We start from the raw sequence: 14,273 nt of genomic DNA, 5'->3' as shown, positions 1-14,273 counted from the left end.
CTTCAACTGAAATCCTAAAATAGCTACTTTCTTCCGTGGACGCAAATAATATCTAGATTTAGGGAGGTGGTCTTGGTTAAACCGAAAATAGCACGTAATATGGGTGTTGGTTTTATAAAAAGCTTTTCTTTCACCTTATTAATTGCCCCTAAATGGCTTTTTTATCACAATTTGGAGATTTTATCGTTCAATTTAGCAACTGGATTTGGGATACGCCCATGCTCATTTTATTGATGGGCGGTGGTTTATTACTGTTTATTTATTCGGGGTTCATTCCCTTTACAGGCCTTGGCCATGCGTTAAAGGTGGTGCGGGGCAAGTATGACGAGAATCTTCCCGGGCAGATTTCCTCTCGGCAGGCGCTTTCTGCGGCCATCGCCGCCACAGTGGGGCTGGGCAATATTTCCGGCGTGGCGATCGCCATCAACATGGGCGGACCGGGAGCTATTTTCTGGATGTGGATGTCGGCCTTCGTCGGAATGGCGACCAAGTATTTTTCTTGCAGCCTGGCGATTATGTACCGGGGAAAAGATTCTGCAGGTGAGGTGCAGGGCGGCCCCATGTACGTTATCGAGGAGGGGATGGGAAAAAAATGGCGCCCGCTCGCCATCCTTTTTTCGGTGGCGGGATTTCTCGGACTACTGGCCATCTTTCAGGCGAATCAACTCACGGCGGTACTGCGCTCGGTCTTACTGGAACCCAATGGTCTCGATGCCGGGGAGCCTACGAAGTGGATTTTGGGTATTGGGATGATGCTGATCGTGGCCGTAGTGATTTTAGGCGGGATAAAGCGGATCGCGGCAGTTGCTTCCAAGTTGGTCCCTTTCATGGTGCTGGTGTACTTTTTCTCGGTTTTACTCGTGCTCTTTCAGTATGCTAGCGAGGTGCCCGCCATGCTCGGACTTATTATCCGCGACGCTTTTACCGGAGAAGCTGCCATGGGGGGAGCTGTAGGAGCTGTCATCGTGATCGGTGCGCGCAGAGCTGCTTTTTCGAATGAAGCCGGCATCGGCACGGCCCCCATGGTACATGGAGCGTCTAAAAATAATGAGCCCATCCGCGAAGGACTTATCGCCATGCTAGGCCCTTTTATCGATACCATCGTAGTCTGCACCCTGACGGCATTGGTGATCTTAATGACGGGCGTATGGCAAAGCACCGATAATGACGGTGTCCGCCTGACCCTATCGGCCTTTGAAATAGCCCTCCCGGGTTTCGGAAAATATATGCTGATGGTGGCGGTACTGGTTTTCGCCCTCTCGACCATGTTTACCTATTCCTACTACGGGCATAAGTGTTTCAACTATCTCTTCGGGGCAGAAAAGGCCAATTACTACAATTACTTTTATCTGGCCACGATCGTGGCAGGGGCAGTGGCTTCCTTGGATGTGGTGATCAGTTTCATCGATGGCATGTATGCGATTATGGCCATCCCGACGATGGTATCCACGATTTATCTGGCGCCGAAGGTGCGTGCTGCTAGTAAGGACTATTTCCGGCGCATGAAAGAAAAAGCTGTCTAAACACCCATCTTTTATGTGGCTTATCGCACCGAATGCTTTTAAAGGTAGTCTCAGCGCCTCTGAAGCGGCAACCGTGATTCAGCAGGCCCTCCTGCAGGCTGGGGTAGAAATGCCTATTCGCCTACAGCCAATAGCGGATGGTGGGGATGGCACCTGTGCCCTTCTGGCAGAGAGCTTAAAGCTGGAACAGCGGCAGGTAACGGTACTGGATGCCTATGGGCGTTCCCTGCTCGCCCCATTTTATCTGGAGCGCTCCGCGCAAAGGGCCTTTCTCGATGTTTCTGCTGCTGTGGGCCTTGGGGATCGAGAGGGTGCTGCCTTAGCACCTACTTTGGCCAGCAGCTTCGGGGTAGGCATGCAGATCGCTGCAGCTGTACAGGAGGGAGCCCGAGAGCTCGTCCTCGCCTTAGGGGGGACGGCCACCATCGATGCCGCCATGGGCATTTTACAAGGCCTCGGCTTCGTGCTCTTAAACAGGTCCGGCCATGCGCTGCACCCTTATCACCCGGATCGCTTTCATACGCTGGCCTATATCCAGCGTCCTATCCGCCTGCCGTCGGTCCGGTTTACGCTGCTGGCAGATGTCCGTCACCAGCTCTTTGGGAAGGAGGGAGGTATCGTGACCTTCGGCCCACAGAAAGGCCTCAAAATGGAAGCACTGCCCGAAGTGGAGGAAGGATTGGCAAATTGGATACACTTGCTGTATAAAAAGGGGGGCAAGCCCTTTCTAGACCAAGAGGGTTTTGGCGCCGCCGGCGGATTGGCCGCAGGCCTGGCCGCATTCTTTCCAGTAGAAATCCATCCCGGGGCAGCTTACTTTTTCCAACAGGTTCAGATGGCCCGCTGGCTACGCCAAAGCCACGTTGTCATAACAGGGGAGGGGCGCTACGATGCACAGTCTGCCTTCGGCAAAGGCCCGCATGCCTTGCTCTGCCTGGCTCGGGAGCTGAACCCAAAAGCCAAACGTGTGCTCATAAGTTCAGGTACTTATGGTAGACAGGCGCCTGCTGAACACTTCATTTCCCTACCCCCCTTGCAGCAGGTAGGTGACGGAGCGAAAAGGGAGGCAGCCGAAAATCTTTTTCGGGCCTGCTACCAAGCCTTTCGGGGCGACTGAGGGCTCGCTTTTAGAAAAAGACCTCCCAAAAAACGAACATCGAAAAGAAAGAAAAAGAAAGTAAACGAACATCAAAAGGAAAGGAAACGAGAGCAAACGAAAGCAAACGAACATCAAAAGGAAAAGAAAAGAAAGTAAACGATCACTGCGGACGATAGGGAATCCTTAGAACGCTCCGTTTATGCATGCCTTTGGCTACCCATTAAAAAAAATATTGAATGAGGTTACGATTTCCTAATTGTATGGGGTAAAGGTAGCTTATACTGGCAGATTATTTGCTATATTTCGAAAGGGGATCATGTACTTTCAGGCCCCGATACAGCTATGAGACGAAAACGTTTGTATGGGTTGCTTGGCATTGTCTTGCTGCTTTTAAGCTTCCCTTTTATCGCTATGCAATTTAGTCCTGAGGTTCAGTGGGATCTAGGAGACTTTCTGCTGATGGGGAGCATGTTGTTCGCAACAGGCACACTTTTGGAACTGCTTCGTCCGCGGGTGAAGCGAAAAGTGCCGCTTCTCTTGGCCAGTGGCGGTGTGCTTTCGGCTTTCCTCTTACTTTGGGCAGAGCTAGCCGTGGGACTGTTCCACTAATGCTAAAAAACGCGCAGCTCGGGAAGAGAATGTATCCCAGCTGCGCGATCTACTTTTTCGCTAGACGCTTTAGGGCCCCGGAGTGGCAAAACATGAGATTTTTTTACATTTAAAACCTTCTTGAACTTGTATATCCTTTGTCAAAATCCACCCATCCCTGTTGCAGGAAGTCCTGTACGTGCTTGGCCTGAAGGTGTGCGATAAAGTCGGCTTCCTCCCGAAAACACTCCCAAAGGATGATCTGAGTTGGTTCCTCCCGACTTTGATGAACATCAAAAGAGATACAGCCAGGTTCCTGCAGCGTATTCATTTTAAGCTGCTGTAAGGCTTCCAGTGCCTGCTGGATTTGGAGACTATTTTTGATACGTAAGATACCTGTAGAATAAAATGGGGTTGAGGGTTGCACCGGTTCTATCAAATCCCAAAGATTTCCGTATAGATCTTCGAATACCGCTACGGTTCCATAGGGCGCTACACTGGGCAGGCGAACGATGCGAATGTGTTGATCGAGTAGGTTTTGATAGTCGCGTTCAAAATTATCCGTGTACAGAAAGAGAAAAACGCGCCCACCTGTTTGCCGGCCGATATACGCTTCCTGTTCTGCAGATGCCGCTTTGGCCAGCAGGACTGCCGTGCCCCCTTTGCCGCAAGGCTGCACCAGAACCCAGCGCTTTTCAGGACTAAGCACCTTGTCTTCGATTAATTTAAAATGGAGTTTCTCCGTGTAAAAGGCGATAGCCTCGTCATAGTCACGGACGAGAATAGCGATATGCGCGATGTGCTGCTGCATGTTGTTCTTAAGACAATAAGGCAAAAGGTTCAATCTCCCTTGAAAGGGATAAAAATACGTCAAAATTCATGTAATCTTCTATGCAGCGAGTGAAGAAACCCTCTACAACTTTCCTCGAGGGAATTTATCAAAAAAATTACCCTACCTTTTGTGCTACGAAAGCAGTTTTTTTGCACTAAGTGATAGTTTAACCAGTAAAATTGCTTTTTTATGCAAAAACATGCTCCATTTTCTTTTCTCGCCCTGCTTGGAATGGCCCTCACTTTAGAAAGCTGTACCACCTCGCTTGAACATGATGCACATCGCATCCTCCAACTCGAAATAACCGATTCTCTGTGTGTGGAAACACTAGCTCCCTTGCTTATGGATGACTTTTTACCCGAGAAAGGGCTCTACCTGTTGAAAGGAGATAAAAGCCGCTTGCCTCTGTTGGTGGATCAAAATGGCAACATCCTACAAGAGTATGCCATCGGCGGTGAAGGCCCGAATAGCGTGGGCCCAAATGGTGCATTTGGTTATCGATTTTTAGGAAAAGATGCCTTCGTCGCGCAAGCTTTCTATACCGATTACCACATCTATGGCCTGGACGGCCAAAAACAGCGCTCTGTACCTTTTAATGCAGCAGGGCTGTTCGGGCTGACGCTCTATAAAAATAGAACCACTTTTCATCCGCTCATCAAGAATGGACAAGCGTTTTTGGTTGGTGAAGAACCCAACTCCTTTGATCCTGCGACCATCGATAAAAATAAATTAGGCGCTGCCTATTATGAGCAGGCCAAAACGATTTATGCCTATAACCTAGAAACGGCTGAAAATCAATTACTCGAAACCTATCCGGAGCACTGGGAACCCCGCTTGAATAAACGTTTTGTAGGAGAAAGTGCACCACTGCTCGCTTGGAACGCAGAAAAGCAAGAAATGGCACTTCTGCCGCGTGCGGGGAATCAACTCTTCTTGTATGACTTCAATGGGGAGTCACCTATACTGCGTCAAACGATTACCCTGAGCCATCCAGAGCGTCCTTCCGATGCGCCCACGCTTCGTCCGGAAGACAGTGCAGATGCGGACTATCCACAGTTTTCAGACATCCGATATGCTGGGGCTATGCTAATCGTTCAGTTTTTTACCCAAATTCCAAGTGCACAATTAAGGGAGTTAAAAGCACAGTTTGGGGAGCCAGATTACTTTCGAACCCCTGAATTTCAGGAAGCAAGGAAAAAATACATTCGTCCTTATTTCATCGTCGTAAAAGAGGGAGAGCAGATCGGGATCATCAATGAGGTGCCTGTGTCTGGATCTTTTAACTTTAGCGATGCATCTGGTACCCTTTACTTTAACGATAATCTGAGCCCCTCTGTAGAGCGGGATTATAACGTATTCTATAAGCTGAATTTAAAAGCCCTTTAAGTTCGAATGTATGCTAGAATAAAAGAAGGTGGGGTGACAAAAAACAGCGCGAATTTCCCCTTATCGAGGGGATAGCGCTGTTTTTATTCAGGTGCTGTTGTAAAAATAGAAACGCTTTAAATGGAAACTACTTATAGCGGTAAAAGCCTTCTCCCGATTTTTTACCTAGTTTTCCTGCATCCACATAAGTTTTTAAAAGGGAAGCAAACTGCTGTGAAGCAGGATCTTTGCGGGCTTTGGTGACGTGGTATGCGGTATCTAGTCCGATATTATCCAATATACCGAAAGGGCCCTGCGGCATGTGAAAATTCACCATCCAGGACTTGTCGATGTCCTCCACGCTGGCGACCTCTTTCGTGAGTAACTTGCCTGCAGCACCGATTAAAGCCAGCAGCATGGTGTTAAATAAATAGCCCGAATTTTCTTTTTTAACCAGGACGGGAACTTGCTCTAAGGCTTCCCCAAAACGCTCTAATACTGGGATCAGATTAGGGTCGGTGCCTGGATGTGGCATGATATCGACGATACGCGCTGTAAATACATCGTGAAAATGCAGCGCACAGAAGCGCTCCGGGCGTCCCGATTGCTCCGCAAACATAGAGGGCAGCAGGTAACTGGTGTTGGTTGTAAAAAGGGTTTTCTTTGGGGCGAGAGCCCCAAAATGTTTCCACACTTCCTGCTTAATGGCGACATCCTCAGTCACGCTTTCATTAATGAGATCTGCATCCTCCACCGCAGTAGCTGGGTCAGTAGTAAAAAACAGTCTACTCCAGAGTACTTCATCTTCTACCGTAGTAAAGCGCCCTTCTTTGCGCAGGGCGCCTAGGAGTTTCCGCATGGTCTGCTTACTGCGTTCGAGTAGCTCCTCTGAAAGATCGTAAATGCGTACCTGAAAGCCAGAAAGGGCGGCCTGAAGGGCTACCCGTGTGCCTAAGGTCCCGGCACCTACTATACAGACGTTTTGTATGTTCATGTTCATGTGTGTAGAAAAGCTTGTGTACGGCTCGCGGCTGCTTTGACCACTTCGATTAACATTCCGAAGCGGGGATCATCCGCAAAGCCGAGGGTGTAACGTTTATAAATCTGTTGCGCGATAACTGCTACCTTAAAGAGTCCGAAAACTTGGTAATAGTGAAGCTCCTGTTCACGAATTCCCTGGGCATCCGCATAGCGGGCTACCCATTCTGCGCGGCGCATATTTCCCGGAAGGTGACTACAGTTGAACTGCTTAAGAATCTCTGCATCCTCCGGCTCTGCCCAGTAGGCCAGGGTCGTACCGACATCCATGAGGGGGTTTCCGATGCTAGCCATCTCCCAGTCTAGGATACAGCGGATGCCGGCGGCAGGCTTTTCATGAAGGACTAGGTTATCGTATTTGTAGTCATTATGTACCACGGTGTAGGCAGGCTCCTGTTTGGGTAAGGATGCCCGCAAATAGGCTGCGGCTTCCTCCATAGCGGGGAGCTCATCTGTTGCCGCTTTTCGATACCGCGCCATCCAGCCTTCCACCTGACGCTGGGTGTATCCTTCTCCCTTATCAAAGGCTGCTAACTCCGGATTACTGATGGGTAGGCGATGTAAGTCCAGCTGAGTCTGCAGGGCGGACTCCGATAAATGTCTGAAATCAGCTGCTTGTAAGCCTAGTTTTTGGGGCACACGACCCCGTAAAATAGGCCCACTTACATCTTCCATCAGATAAAAAGGGCTGCCGATGAGGGATTCGTCAGGGTAGGCCCGGTAGACTTTGGGCGCGAGCCCAAAACCTGCGGCGGCAAGGGCTTCCAGCCAGCGGAATTCCCGAAGCATGTCATGCCCTTTCGCTACTTGCAGGCCTAAGGGAGCGCGGCGCAAAATGGCGGTTCCGTCGGGGTAAAAGATGCGAAAGGTCAGGTTCGAGAAGCCAGCGATGATAGGCTCTATACGGAGTTGATCGGGCTTGCAGGCAAAATGATCCGCTAAAATAGGGGATAGAATCTCTGGGCGAAGGGCTTTCGAAAGATGTTCACTCATCGGTAGCTCTTTAGAAGTTTTCGGGCCAAAACGCTTTTGTGGACCTCGTCGGGCCCATCGTAAATCCGTGCACCTCGCTCATGGCGGTACCAAAAGGATAGTAAAGTGTCGTCCGTGATGCCGAGAGCTCCATGTGTTTGAATGGCGCGATCCAGGGTAGTCATCAACATATCCGAGACAAAAAACTTGATGGTGGAAATGGCTTCTTTGGCTTCTTTAGCACCCTTTTCTTCGATTTGCTGCGCTGTGTCCAGCACCATGAGTCGGGAGGCACGAATATGCGCAGCTGCTTCTGCGATCCAGTTTTGGATGCTTTGCTGCTGAGCGAGTGGCTGACCGGGGTTCAGCTCCCGTTTTAAGGCATAGCGGCACATCATTTCCAGTGCGCGCTCTGCTATGCCGATCCAGCGCATGCAGTGATGGATACGTCCGGGGCCCAGACGTTCTTGGGCCAACATAAACCCTTGGCCTTCTGCGCCGATGAGGTACTCTGCAGGCACTTGGCAGTCCTGGAAGCGTACTTCGGCATGGGAAAAATAGTCGGAGCCAGCATCTCCCATAATCGGAATATTTCGGACCAGCTCAAACCCGGGCGTATCGAGTGGCACGATAAGCATACTCGCCCGGCTATAGGGGTATTCTGCTTCGGGATTCGTTAGCGCCATAACGATGGTAAAGGAGGCGCCATCGGCTGCTGTGGTAAACCATTTATGGCCCGTAATGCGGTAACTGTCGCCGTCCCGAACAGCTCGTGTAGAGAGGTGGACGGGGTTTGAACCAGCATGTCCCGGCTCGGTCATGGAAAAACAAGAGCGGATTTCTCCTTTTTCCAGCGGATGTAAAAATTGGCGCTTTTGACTGTCTGTACCGAAAAGGTGGAGCAGCTCCATGTTGCCGATATCTGGGGCTTGGCAGTTGCAAAGATAATGTCCGAGCGGACTTTTTCCCAGTAGGGCAGACACCTCTGCGAACTCACTCAGGCGCAGCCCGAGGCCTCCGGAGCTTTCGGGCAAGTGGGGGTTAAAGAGACCACGTCGCTTAGCCTCATCACGCATGCGCTGCAGGGTGGGCAGGTGGTTCTGGAAATGTCCGTAGATGATAGGTAGTTCCTGTGGATAGACGACTTCCTCTAAAAAGGCCGCATAGCCAGCGAGGAGGTCTTGCAAGTTAGTTGGGTTCATGTGGTAACTATGGAATTTTAAATGGTAAAACCGCCATCAGCGGTCAAGACGGCGCCCGTGGTGTATGCAGAAGCATCGGTGGCTAGGAACAGTGCCATGGCTGCGATTTCTTCACTTGTCCCAGCTCGTTTGATGGCCAGGGTGCGCATCATGTGTTGCATGATTTTATCATTCGACCAGAGCGCTTCGGAGAATTTGGTTTTGATCAGCCCTGGGCAGATGGTATTTACACGAATTTTTTGATCGCCCCATTCTTTTGCGAACACTTTGGAGAGGGAAATCAAGGCTGCTTTAGAAACGGAGTAGATGCCGAGACCGGGCTCAGGGGAGAGGCCGCCGACAGAGGAGATATTGATGACTGCCGCTCCGGAGGAAGCGCGTAGGTAAGGAAAGGCGAGCTTCATCAGCTCAAAGGGCGCTTTCACGTTCACATCCATGATTTTATCGAAGGCACTCACATCGGTTTCATGCGCGGGGCCAAAAACCGGGTTAGCGGCAGCATTATTCACGAGGATATCTAGCTGTCCATACTTTGCTACCGTACCTTCTATTAGCTTAGGGAGAGCGGTGATGTCGCCTACGTTACAGGCGATTCCCTGAACCTCATAGCCTTTCTGGCGTAGGGCGGCGGCTTCCTGGTCGAGGGCTTCCTGCTTGCGGCTAGAGATAATTACTTTGGCGCCAGCCGCGGCGAAAGCCTCCGCGATGCCCAGGCCGATCCCTTTACTGGCACCCGTGATGAGCGCCACTTTCCCACTCAGTGAGAATAATTCTTGTAAATCCATTGGCTTAGTCGTATAATTTTGGGTTTAAGATAACTAAAAAGAAAGAGGAAAGCCATGATTTCGGGAAAAATGTTATGCATACCGAGTATTTTTTTCTATTTTAGGCTTGCGGAAGGGCAGTAGTGGCAAAGGCTACAGGCTTTTTCTTTCGATGTTTACAGGAAAAACTAAACCCAATTATCCATGAAACAAGTGAGTTTTAAGCAGCTGGGGCTGCCACAGGAGGTACTTTTTGTAGAGGATGTTCCCAAGCCGGAGCCAGCAGCAGGTGAGGCGCTCATTCGCATTACCGCCCGAAATATTAACCCTTCGGATATCATGTTTATCCGCGGCATGTACGGCATCACGCCAGAGCTTCCTTCTAGTGCAGGCTTCGAGGCAGTGGGGCGTGTGGAGGTCAGCGGCGGTAAAATCCCGGTGGGTACTAAGGTGATCTTTGCTGCTACGGGCACCTGGCGAGAATATATCGCACTTCCGGAGCATACGCTGATTCCAGTTCCAGAGGAGCTTTCGGATGAGGTAGCCTGCCAGGCTTTTGTAAATCCGATGACCGCCTATGGGATGATCGAATCGCTCCAGATGCAGGCAGGACAGACCCTGCTGATAACGGCCGGGGCCTCGGCTTTTGGCAAGTTCGCCATTCAGCTGGCTGCTGCTAAAGGGATCCAAGTGCTCTGCACGGTGCGTCGGGAGGAGCAGAAGGAGGCGCTTTTGGCCCTCGGGGCCAAGAAAGTCTACAATACAGAAAGCGAGAAGCTTCCTAAAGCGCTCCTAGCGGACTATCCGAAAGGCATTGATGTGGTCTTTGATGCGGTCGGGGGCACTTTAGGGGCGCGGGCGCTGAGCTGTCTGCGGTATGGAGGCACGATGTTGGTTTTCGGGCTCCTCAGCTTAGAAAATATACCTCTAAACTCGGGGCTGTTAATTTTCAAAAACTTGACGGTGAAGGGTTTTTGGTTGAGCTCATGGGTGCAATCCCTTTCCGCGGCAGAACGGGAGCAGGCTTTTAAGGCGGTGATCGGTCCACTGATGCAGGGTACGTTACGCGGTGATGTAGCTGCGCGTTATCCTTTAGACAAGATCCAAGAGGCCCTGGCGGCTTATGAAGAAGGGGGAAGAACGGGGAAAATTCTTCTTATCTAATTTTAGCGGCTAGAGCGACGGGAATTCCATGCCCACTTTTCACTAATTTGTTCGTGAAAAGTGGGTATTTGTTATGGAAAGTAGGAAAATGGAAAAGTATGTTACTTTTCTGAAAAATATGTCTGCTTATTTTTTACCTTTACGCATACGCTAAGATCTTTATATCATGAAGCTAAAACCTGAACAGGATTACGAGCGCTCCAAATATGTCGTAGATTCACCTGTGGACTGGCATGTGGAACTAAACTCCTTACGTGAGATAACACGTACGAGTAGTTTAGTAACTGAGGCGCAGATATCTTTTATTAATATATTGGATTTTGCGACGCAGTGGACTGTAGCAGCTCATGGTATCGATGTGAGTCAAATGGCTAAGGAAGAAAGCGTCTGCCAATATACTGTATTTGAGGATGAGAGCTTCGAGGTGGTATCACTGAGTAATGACGAGCGATTTAAACATGCGTTTTATGTTCAGGAGTTTCCCCATCTCGAGTATTATTTTGGGGTACCGATAAAAGCTTCGAATGGACTACCTGTAGGTGCACTGTGCGTGATGCATGATAACCGACTGCATTTAACAGCGGAACAGAAGCAAGTTTTAAAAAATTTCGCTAAGATCATCAGTAACCAATTTGCGCTTTTAGAAAATTTAAAGGTGAAGGAGGAGAAGTTTCAGCGCCTGGCAAAAAATCAGGCAAGACTTATGCATGATGTACGCGCTCCTCTAGCTTCTTTCGGTATTTTATCAGAAATGTATGCAGACCCTGATGCGCAGCATTCCGTAGCCGATTATAAGCAGGCGATGAAAGCGATTCAGTCGAGTGCGCAGAAATTGTCCGAGTTTGCAGATTATTTTTTAAAAGAACAGCAGGAGGAAATTGAGCTGCTGTTAGCAGAAAAACCAACACTGGTGTCTCTTCGTGCCGTCTTAGAGGGATTGCTGGAGCTGTATCAGGTACAAGCACAGGCCAGGGAAGTATCGCTTGAAGTTAAGATTCCGGAACTGGAAGTATTACTGGCCTATCCCAAGCCAAAACTGCAGCATATTCTGGGCAATATTCTTTCCAATGCTATTAAATACACTCCTAAAGGTAAAAATGTACAAGTGTTCGCATTACCGGATGAGAAAGAAGGTCTCGTATACATTACTGTAAAGGACGAAGGCCCAGGTCTTTCAGAGGAGGAAATCATTGCCATTCAATCCAAGTCAGGCGTTTCCATGGGGAGTTTTGGCTTAGGGCTCAAGCTTTCCTATGAGCTGCTCGAAGAATTGGGAGCGAAGGTCAGTATTGAAAATGCATCCGAAGGGGGCTTGCGCTTTGGCGTCCGCCTGAAAGCACAGTTTGCGGCTAGTTAAAAGAGTGTTCCTTGCACCACTTGCACTTTGCGGCTTTGTAGGGTGCCTTTTAGCATATCTTGTACCAGACGGATAAATCCCGGTCGCCAATTGTCGATGTGCAACTTAATTCCTTTGCCCTCATAGCTAACGGGTCCTGTCAACTTATCGAAGCCCACTAGCATGGACCAAATGACGTAGAAGGAGATATCGGGCTGCACTTCGGGGCGAATACTGCCGTCTTTGATGCCCAAGGAAATCCAACGGATACCGATTTTACCACAGTTGTGGTGGGAATTGAGCAGCTTGATAAAATGATCGCTTTGTAAAATTAGTGGATTAATATGTTCTGTACGCTTCTCTTCATCCTGATAAAACCTCATCAGATCCATAAAATTTAAAATAGCCGCATAGAACATGCGGTTTTTTTCTGCGAAATCAATGTACCGATTAAGCAGTTCTGTAATTAATTCCAAGCCCTTTTTCCCTGTCATTTTATCGATGGCTTTAAACTCAGCCTCTAATGCATCGAAGGCTTTTTTCGTAATCGCCATGTACAGATCTTCCTTGTTTTTATAGTAAAAATAGGTGAGCCCCTTACTGATACCAGCAGCTTTAGCGACGTCGGCCATGGTGCTTTTTTCATAGCCTTTTTGGTTAAAGAGCTTCAGCGCTGCGTCTAAAATGAGCTTTTCTTTACTTGGTTTTTTCATGGCACTTTGAAAATTTCCTTAAAGATAGGGAATCTCTAGTGAATTAAACAAGGGTCAAAAACACATTCCCTTCCAAATGACATCTGTTGTAGGGTAACTATACAAGCGTCCCCGGCATGGCCCTAAAAAGGAAGCGCTGCAGCGGGCTTCTGATGCCTCAGTAGGCTCCTTTAGTCCCTTAATTTATTGCTGTAGAAGCTCGCGTTCATCCAGTTTCGCCCGGGATGCTATTAGGGGCCTCAACAAGTACAAAGAGCGGGAGAGGCATAAAAAAAACAGCAGGCTTGGGTAAGATTCCCCGGCCTGCCGTTATTTTTTGTGGTCTCTACGTTTCTCTAATTACGCCAGTACGCAGAAGATGAAGTAGTTTTTCTTGCCCTTCTGCACGAGCAGGTATTTGCCTTGGAGGAGCTGCAAAGCACCTTCCCAGTCTAAAGGCGCCTGAGGGTCGCTGATCTTGAGCTTGTTGATGCTAATCCCACCGCCTTGGATAAGTTTTCGGGCCTCGCCTTTGGATTTGGCGATCACGCCTTCGCCTAAGCCTCCTAAAAGATCTACGGCATGCGCGCAGGCTTCTAGCTCTTCTCGTCGTACATTCAGCTGGGGAACCCCGTCGAATACCTGTAGAAAGGTACGTTCATCCAGGCGAGCCAGATCCTCGGTGGAAGATTTTCCGAAGAGAATTTCACTGGCAGCGATGGCCATGTCCAGTTCGGACTGCCCATGTACCATACGGGTAATTTCTTCCGCCAGCAGGCGCTGTAGCTGGCGCAAATGCGGCGCTTCGCGGTGCTGGAAGATGGCCGTTTCGATGACCTCTCGCTCCAGCAAGGTGAATATTTTTATATATTTTTCCGCGTCCTCATCCGATATGTTTAACCAAAACTGATAAAAGGCATAGGGCGACGTTTTTTCCGGGTCTAACCAGACCGAGCCACTCTCGGTTTTACCAAACTTACTGCCATCTGCTTTCGTGATAAGTGGCACGGTGAGTGCAAAGGCATGTCCGCCTGTTTTTCTACGAATCAACTCCGTTCCTGTGACGATATTTCCCCACTGGTCGGAGCCCCCTAGCTGGATGCTGACCTCACGCTGCTGGTAGAGGTGGAGAAAGTCATAGCCCTGGATAAGTTGATAGGTAAATTCCGTGAAAGAAAGCCCGTTCCCTTCTTCTAGTCTACGCTTGACCGAGTCTTTCGCCATCATGTAGTTGACTGTGATGTGCTTGCCCACATCGCGAATAAACTCCAGAAAGGAGAAATCCGCCATCCAGTCGTAGTTGTTGACAAGCTCGGCTCTGTTAGGCGCATCGCTTTGAAAATCGAGGAATTTGCCTAGCTGCGCTTGGATGCAGGCCACATTATGGGCGAGCGTCTCTTTATCGAGTAGCTTGCGTTCATCGGATTTAAAACTAGGGTCACCGATCATGCCGGTGGCGCCACCTACCAGCGCGAAGGGTTTGTGTCCTGCGCGCTGAAAATGCATTAAAGTCATCACGCCGACCAGGTGGCCGATGTGTAGGGAGTCAGCTGTCGGGTCGAAGCCCAGGTAGGCAGCGCGCAGGCCAGAGGCCAAGTGTTTATCGAGGTCGGGTGTCTGGTCTTGGAGCATGCCTCTCCAGCTCAGTTCCGAAATAAAATTGCTCATGATATCGAAAATTTCCGCACAAAGGTACGT

13 protein-coding genes are annotated in these 14,273 nt (G+C 49.4%); 6 read left to right on the top strand and 7 right to left on the bottom strand.

All coding sequences use genetic code 11. The annotated features are described in order from the left end of the window. The first annotated feature begins 152 nt into the window (after window positions 1–152). From ACXIT9_RS03000 to ACXIT9_RS02990, 3 genes are all read left to right on the top strand, one after another. Window positions 153–1,523, top strand: a complete 1,371-nt coding sequence (locus ACXIT9_RS03000) for an alanine/glycine:cation symporter family protein (protein ID WP_458054762.1) — start codon at window positions 153–155, stop codon at window positions 1,521–1,523. A gap of 13 nt (window positions 1,524–1,536) precedes the next feature. After that, window positions 1,537–2,640, top strand: coding sequence for a glycerate kinase family protein (locus ACXIT9_RS02995; protein WP_458054761.1), 1,104 nt, complete (start codon window positions 1,537–1,539; stop codon window positions 2,638–2,640). A 324-nt stretch (window positions 2,641–2,964) separates the two neighbouring features. Next, window positions 2,965–3,231, top strand: coding sequence for a hypothetical protein (locus ACXIT9_RS02990; RefSeq protein ID WP_458054760.1), 267 nt, complete (start codon window positions 2,965–2,967; stop codon window positions 3,229–3,231). Window positions 3,232–3,340: 109 nt separating this feature from the next. On the opposite strand, the gene ACXIT9_RS02985 is transcribed toward ACXIT9_RS02990, so the two are convergent. Beyond that, window positions 3,341–4,021, bottom strand: coding sequence for a VOC family protein (locus ACXIT9_RS02985; RefSeq protein ID WP_458054759.1), 681 nt, complete (start codon window positions 4,019–4,021; stop codon window positions 3,341–3,343). Between the two features lie 210 nt (window positions 4,022–4,231). Between ACXIT9_RS02985 and ACXIT9_RS02980 the strand changes: the two genes are divergently transcribed. Next, entirely contained in the window at window positions 4,232–5,428 is a 1,197-nt protein-coding gene (locus ACXIT9_RS02980) for a hypothetical protein (protein ID WP_458054758.1), read from the top strand. 127 nt (window positions 5,429–5,555) lie between these two features. Here the strand turns inward: ACXIT9_RS02980 and ACXIT9_RS02975 are convergent, their stop codons facing one another. Genes ACXIT9_RS02975 through ACXIT9_RS02960 form a run of 4 tightly spaced genes read right to left on the bottom strand, consistent with a single transcriptional unit; the run spans window position 5,556 to window position 9,404 of the window. Then, entirely contained in the window at window positions 5,556–6,401 is an 846-nt protein-coding gene (locus ACXIT9_RS02975; protein WP_458054757.1) for a 3-hydroxyacyl-CoA dehydrogenase, read from the bottom strand. A 2-nt stretch (window positions 6,402–6,403) separates the two neighbouring features. Next, window positions 6,404–7,438, bottom strand: coding sequence for a phosphotransferase family protein (locus ACXIT9_RS02970; protein WP_458054756.1), 1,035 nt, complete (start codon window positions 7,436–7,438; stop codon window positions 6,404–6,406). Further along, a complete protein-coding gene (locus ACXIT9_RS02965; protein WP_458054755.1) occupies window positions 7,435–8,619 on the bottom strand; it encodes an acyl-CoA dehydrogenase family protein in 1,185 nt (394 codons plus the stop codon). Before ACXIT9_RS02965 ends, ACXIT9_RS02970 begins: the two co-directional genes overlap by 4 nt. Before the next feature lie 17 nt (window positions 8,620–8,636). Next, window positions 8,637–9,404, bottom strand: a complete 768-nt coding sequence (locus tag ACXIT9_RS02960) for a glucose 1-dehydrogenase (RefSeq protein WP_458054754.1) — start codon at window positions 9,402–9,404, stop codon at window positions 8,637–8,639. Between the two features lie 183 nt (window positions 9,405–9,587). Between ACXIT9_RS02960 and ACXIT9_RS02955 the strand changes: the two genes are divergently transcribed. Both ACXIT9_RS02955 and ACXIT9_RS02950 read left to right on the top strand, forming a co-directional pair. After that, the gene (locus tag ACXIT9_RS02955; protein WP_458054753.1) at window positions 9,588–10,547 is read left to right on the top strand and encodes a zinc-dependent alcohol dehydrogenase family protein; all 960 of its coding nucleotides are present in this window, start codon (window positions 9,588–9,590) and stop codon (window positions 10,545–10,547) included. Window positions 10,548–10,713: 166 nt separating this feature from the next. Next, the gene (locus ACXIT9_RS02950) at window positions 10,714–11,904 is read left to right on the top strand and encodes a GAF domain-containing sensor histidine kinase (RefSeq protein ID WP_458054752.1); all 1,191 of its coding nucleotides are present in this window, start codon (window positions 10,714–10,716) and stop codon (window positions 11,902–11,904) included. Here ACXIT9_RS02950 and ACXIT9_RS02945 read toward each other — a convergent pair. Both ACXIT9_RS02945 and tyrS read right to left on the bottom strand, forming a co-directional pair. Beyond that, on the bottom strand, window positions 11,901–12,596 hold the full coding sequence (locus ACXIT9_RS02945; protein ID WP_458054751.1) for a TetR/AcrR family transcriptional regulator: 696 nt from the start codon (window positions 12,594–12,596) through the stop codon (window positions 11,901–11,903). The genes ACXIT9_RS02950 and ACXIT9_RS02945 overlap by 4 nt on opposite strands. Window positions 12,597–12,935: 339 nt before the next feature. After that, a complete protein-coding gene (tyrS, locus tag ACXIT9_RS02940; protein ID WP_458054750.1) occupies window positions 12,936–14,243 on the bottom strand; it encodes a tyrosine--tRNA ligase in 1,308 nt (435 codons plus the stop codon). Window positions 14,244–14,273 lie beyond the last annotated feature (30 nt).

The sequence above is a fragment of the Nitritalea sp. genome, from assembly GCF_054166705.1.
This window is presented reverse-complemented; position numbering and strand designations above follow the sequence as displayed.

Coding starts and splice junctions, on each gene's coding strand:
- ACXIT9_RS02970 (WP_458054756.1), bottom strand. CDS start 7,438: ATGAGTGAACATCTTTCGAAAGCCCTTCGCCCAGAGATTCTATCCCCT.
- ACXIT9_RS02995 (WP_458054761.1), top strand. CDS start 1,537: ATGTGGCTTATCGCACCGAATGCTTTTAAAGGTAGTCTCAGCGCCTCT.
- ACXIT9_RS02985 (WP_458054759.1), bottom strand. CDS start 4,021: ATGCAGCAGCACATCGCGCATATCGCTATTCTCGTCCGTGACTATGAC.
- ACXIT9_RS03000 (WP_458054762.1), top strand. CDS start 153: ATGGCTTTTTTATCACAATTTGGAGATTTTATCGTTCAATTTAGCAAC.
- ACXIT9_RS02975 (WP_458054757.1), bottom strand. CDS start 6,401: ATGAACATACAAAACGTCTGTATAGTAGGTGCCGGGACCTTAGGCACA.
- ACXIT9_RS02950 (WP_458054752.1), top strand. CDS start 10,714: ATGAAGCTAAAACCTGAACAGGATTACGAGCGCTCCAAATATGTCGTA.
- ACXIT9_RS02980 (WP_458054758.1), top strand. CDS start 4,232: ATGCAAAAACATGCTCCATTTTCTTTTCTCGCCCTGCTTGGAATGGCC.
- ACXIT9_RS02960 (WP_458054754.1), bottom strand. CDS start 9,404: ATGGATTTACAAGAATTATTCTCACTGAGTGGGAAAGTGGCGCTCATC.
- ACXIT9_RS02990 (WP_458054760.1), top strand. CDS start 2,965: ATGAGACGAAAACGTTTGTATGGGTTGCTTGGCATTGTCTTGCTGCTT.
- tyrS (WP_458054750.1), bottom strand. CDS start 14,243: ATGAGCAATTTTATTTCGGAACTGAGCTGGAGAGGCATGCTCCAAGAC.
- ACXIT9_RS02965 (WP_458054755.1), bottom strand. CDS start 8,619: ATGAACCCAACTAACTTGCAAGACCTCCTCGCTGGCTATGCGGCCTTT.
- ACXIT9_RS02955 (WP_458054753.1), top strand. CDS start 9,588: ATGAAACAAGTGAGTTTTAAGCAGCTGGGGCTGCCACAGGAGGTACTT.
- ACXIT9_RS02945 (WP_458054751.1), bottom strand. CDS start 12,596: ATGAAAAAACCAAGTAAAGAAAAGCTCATTTTAGACGCAGCGCTGAAG.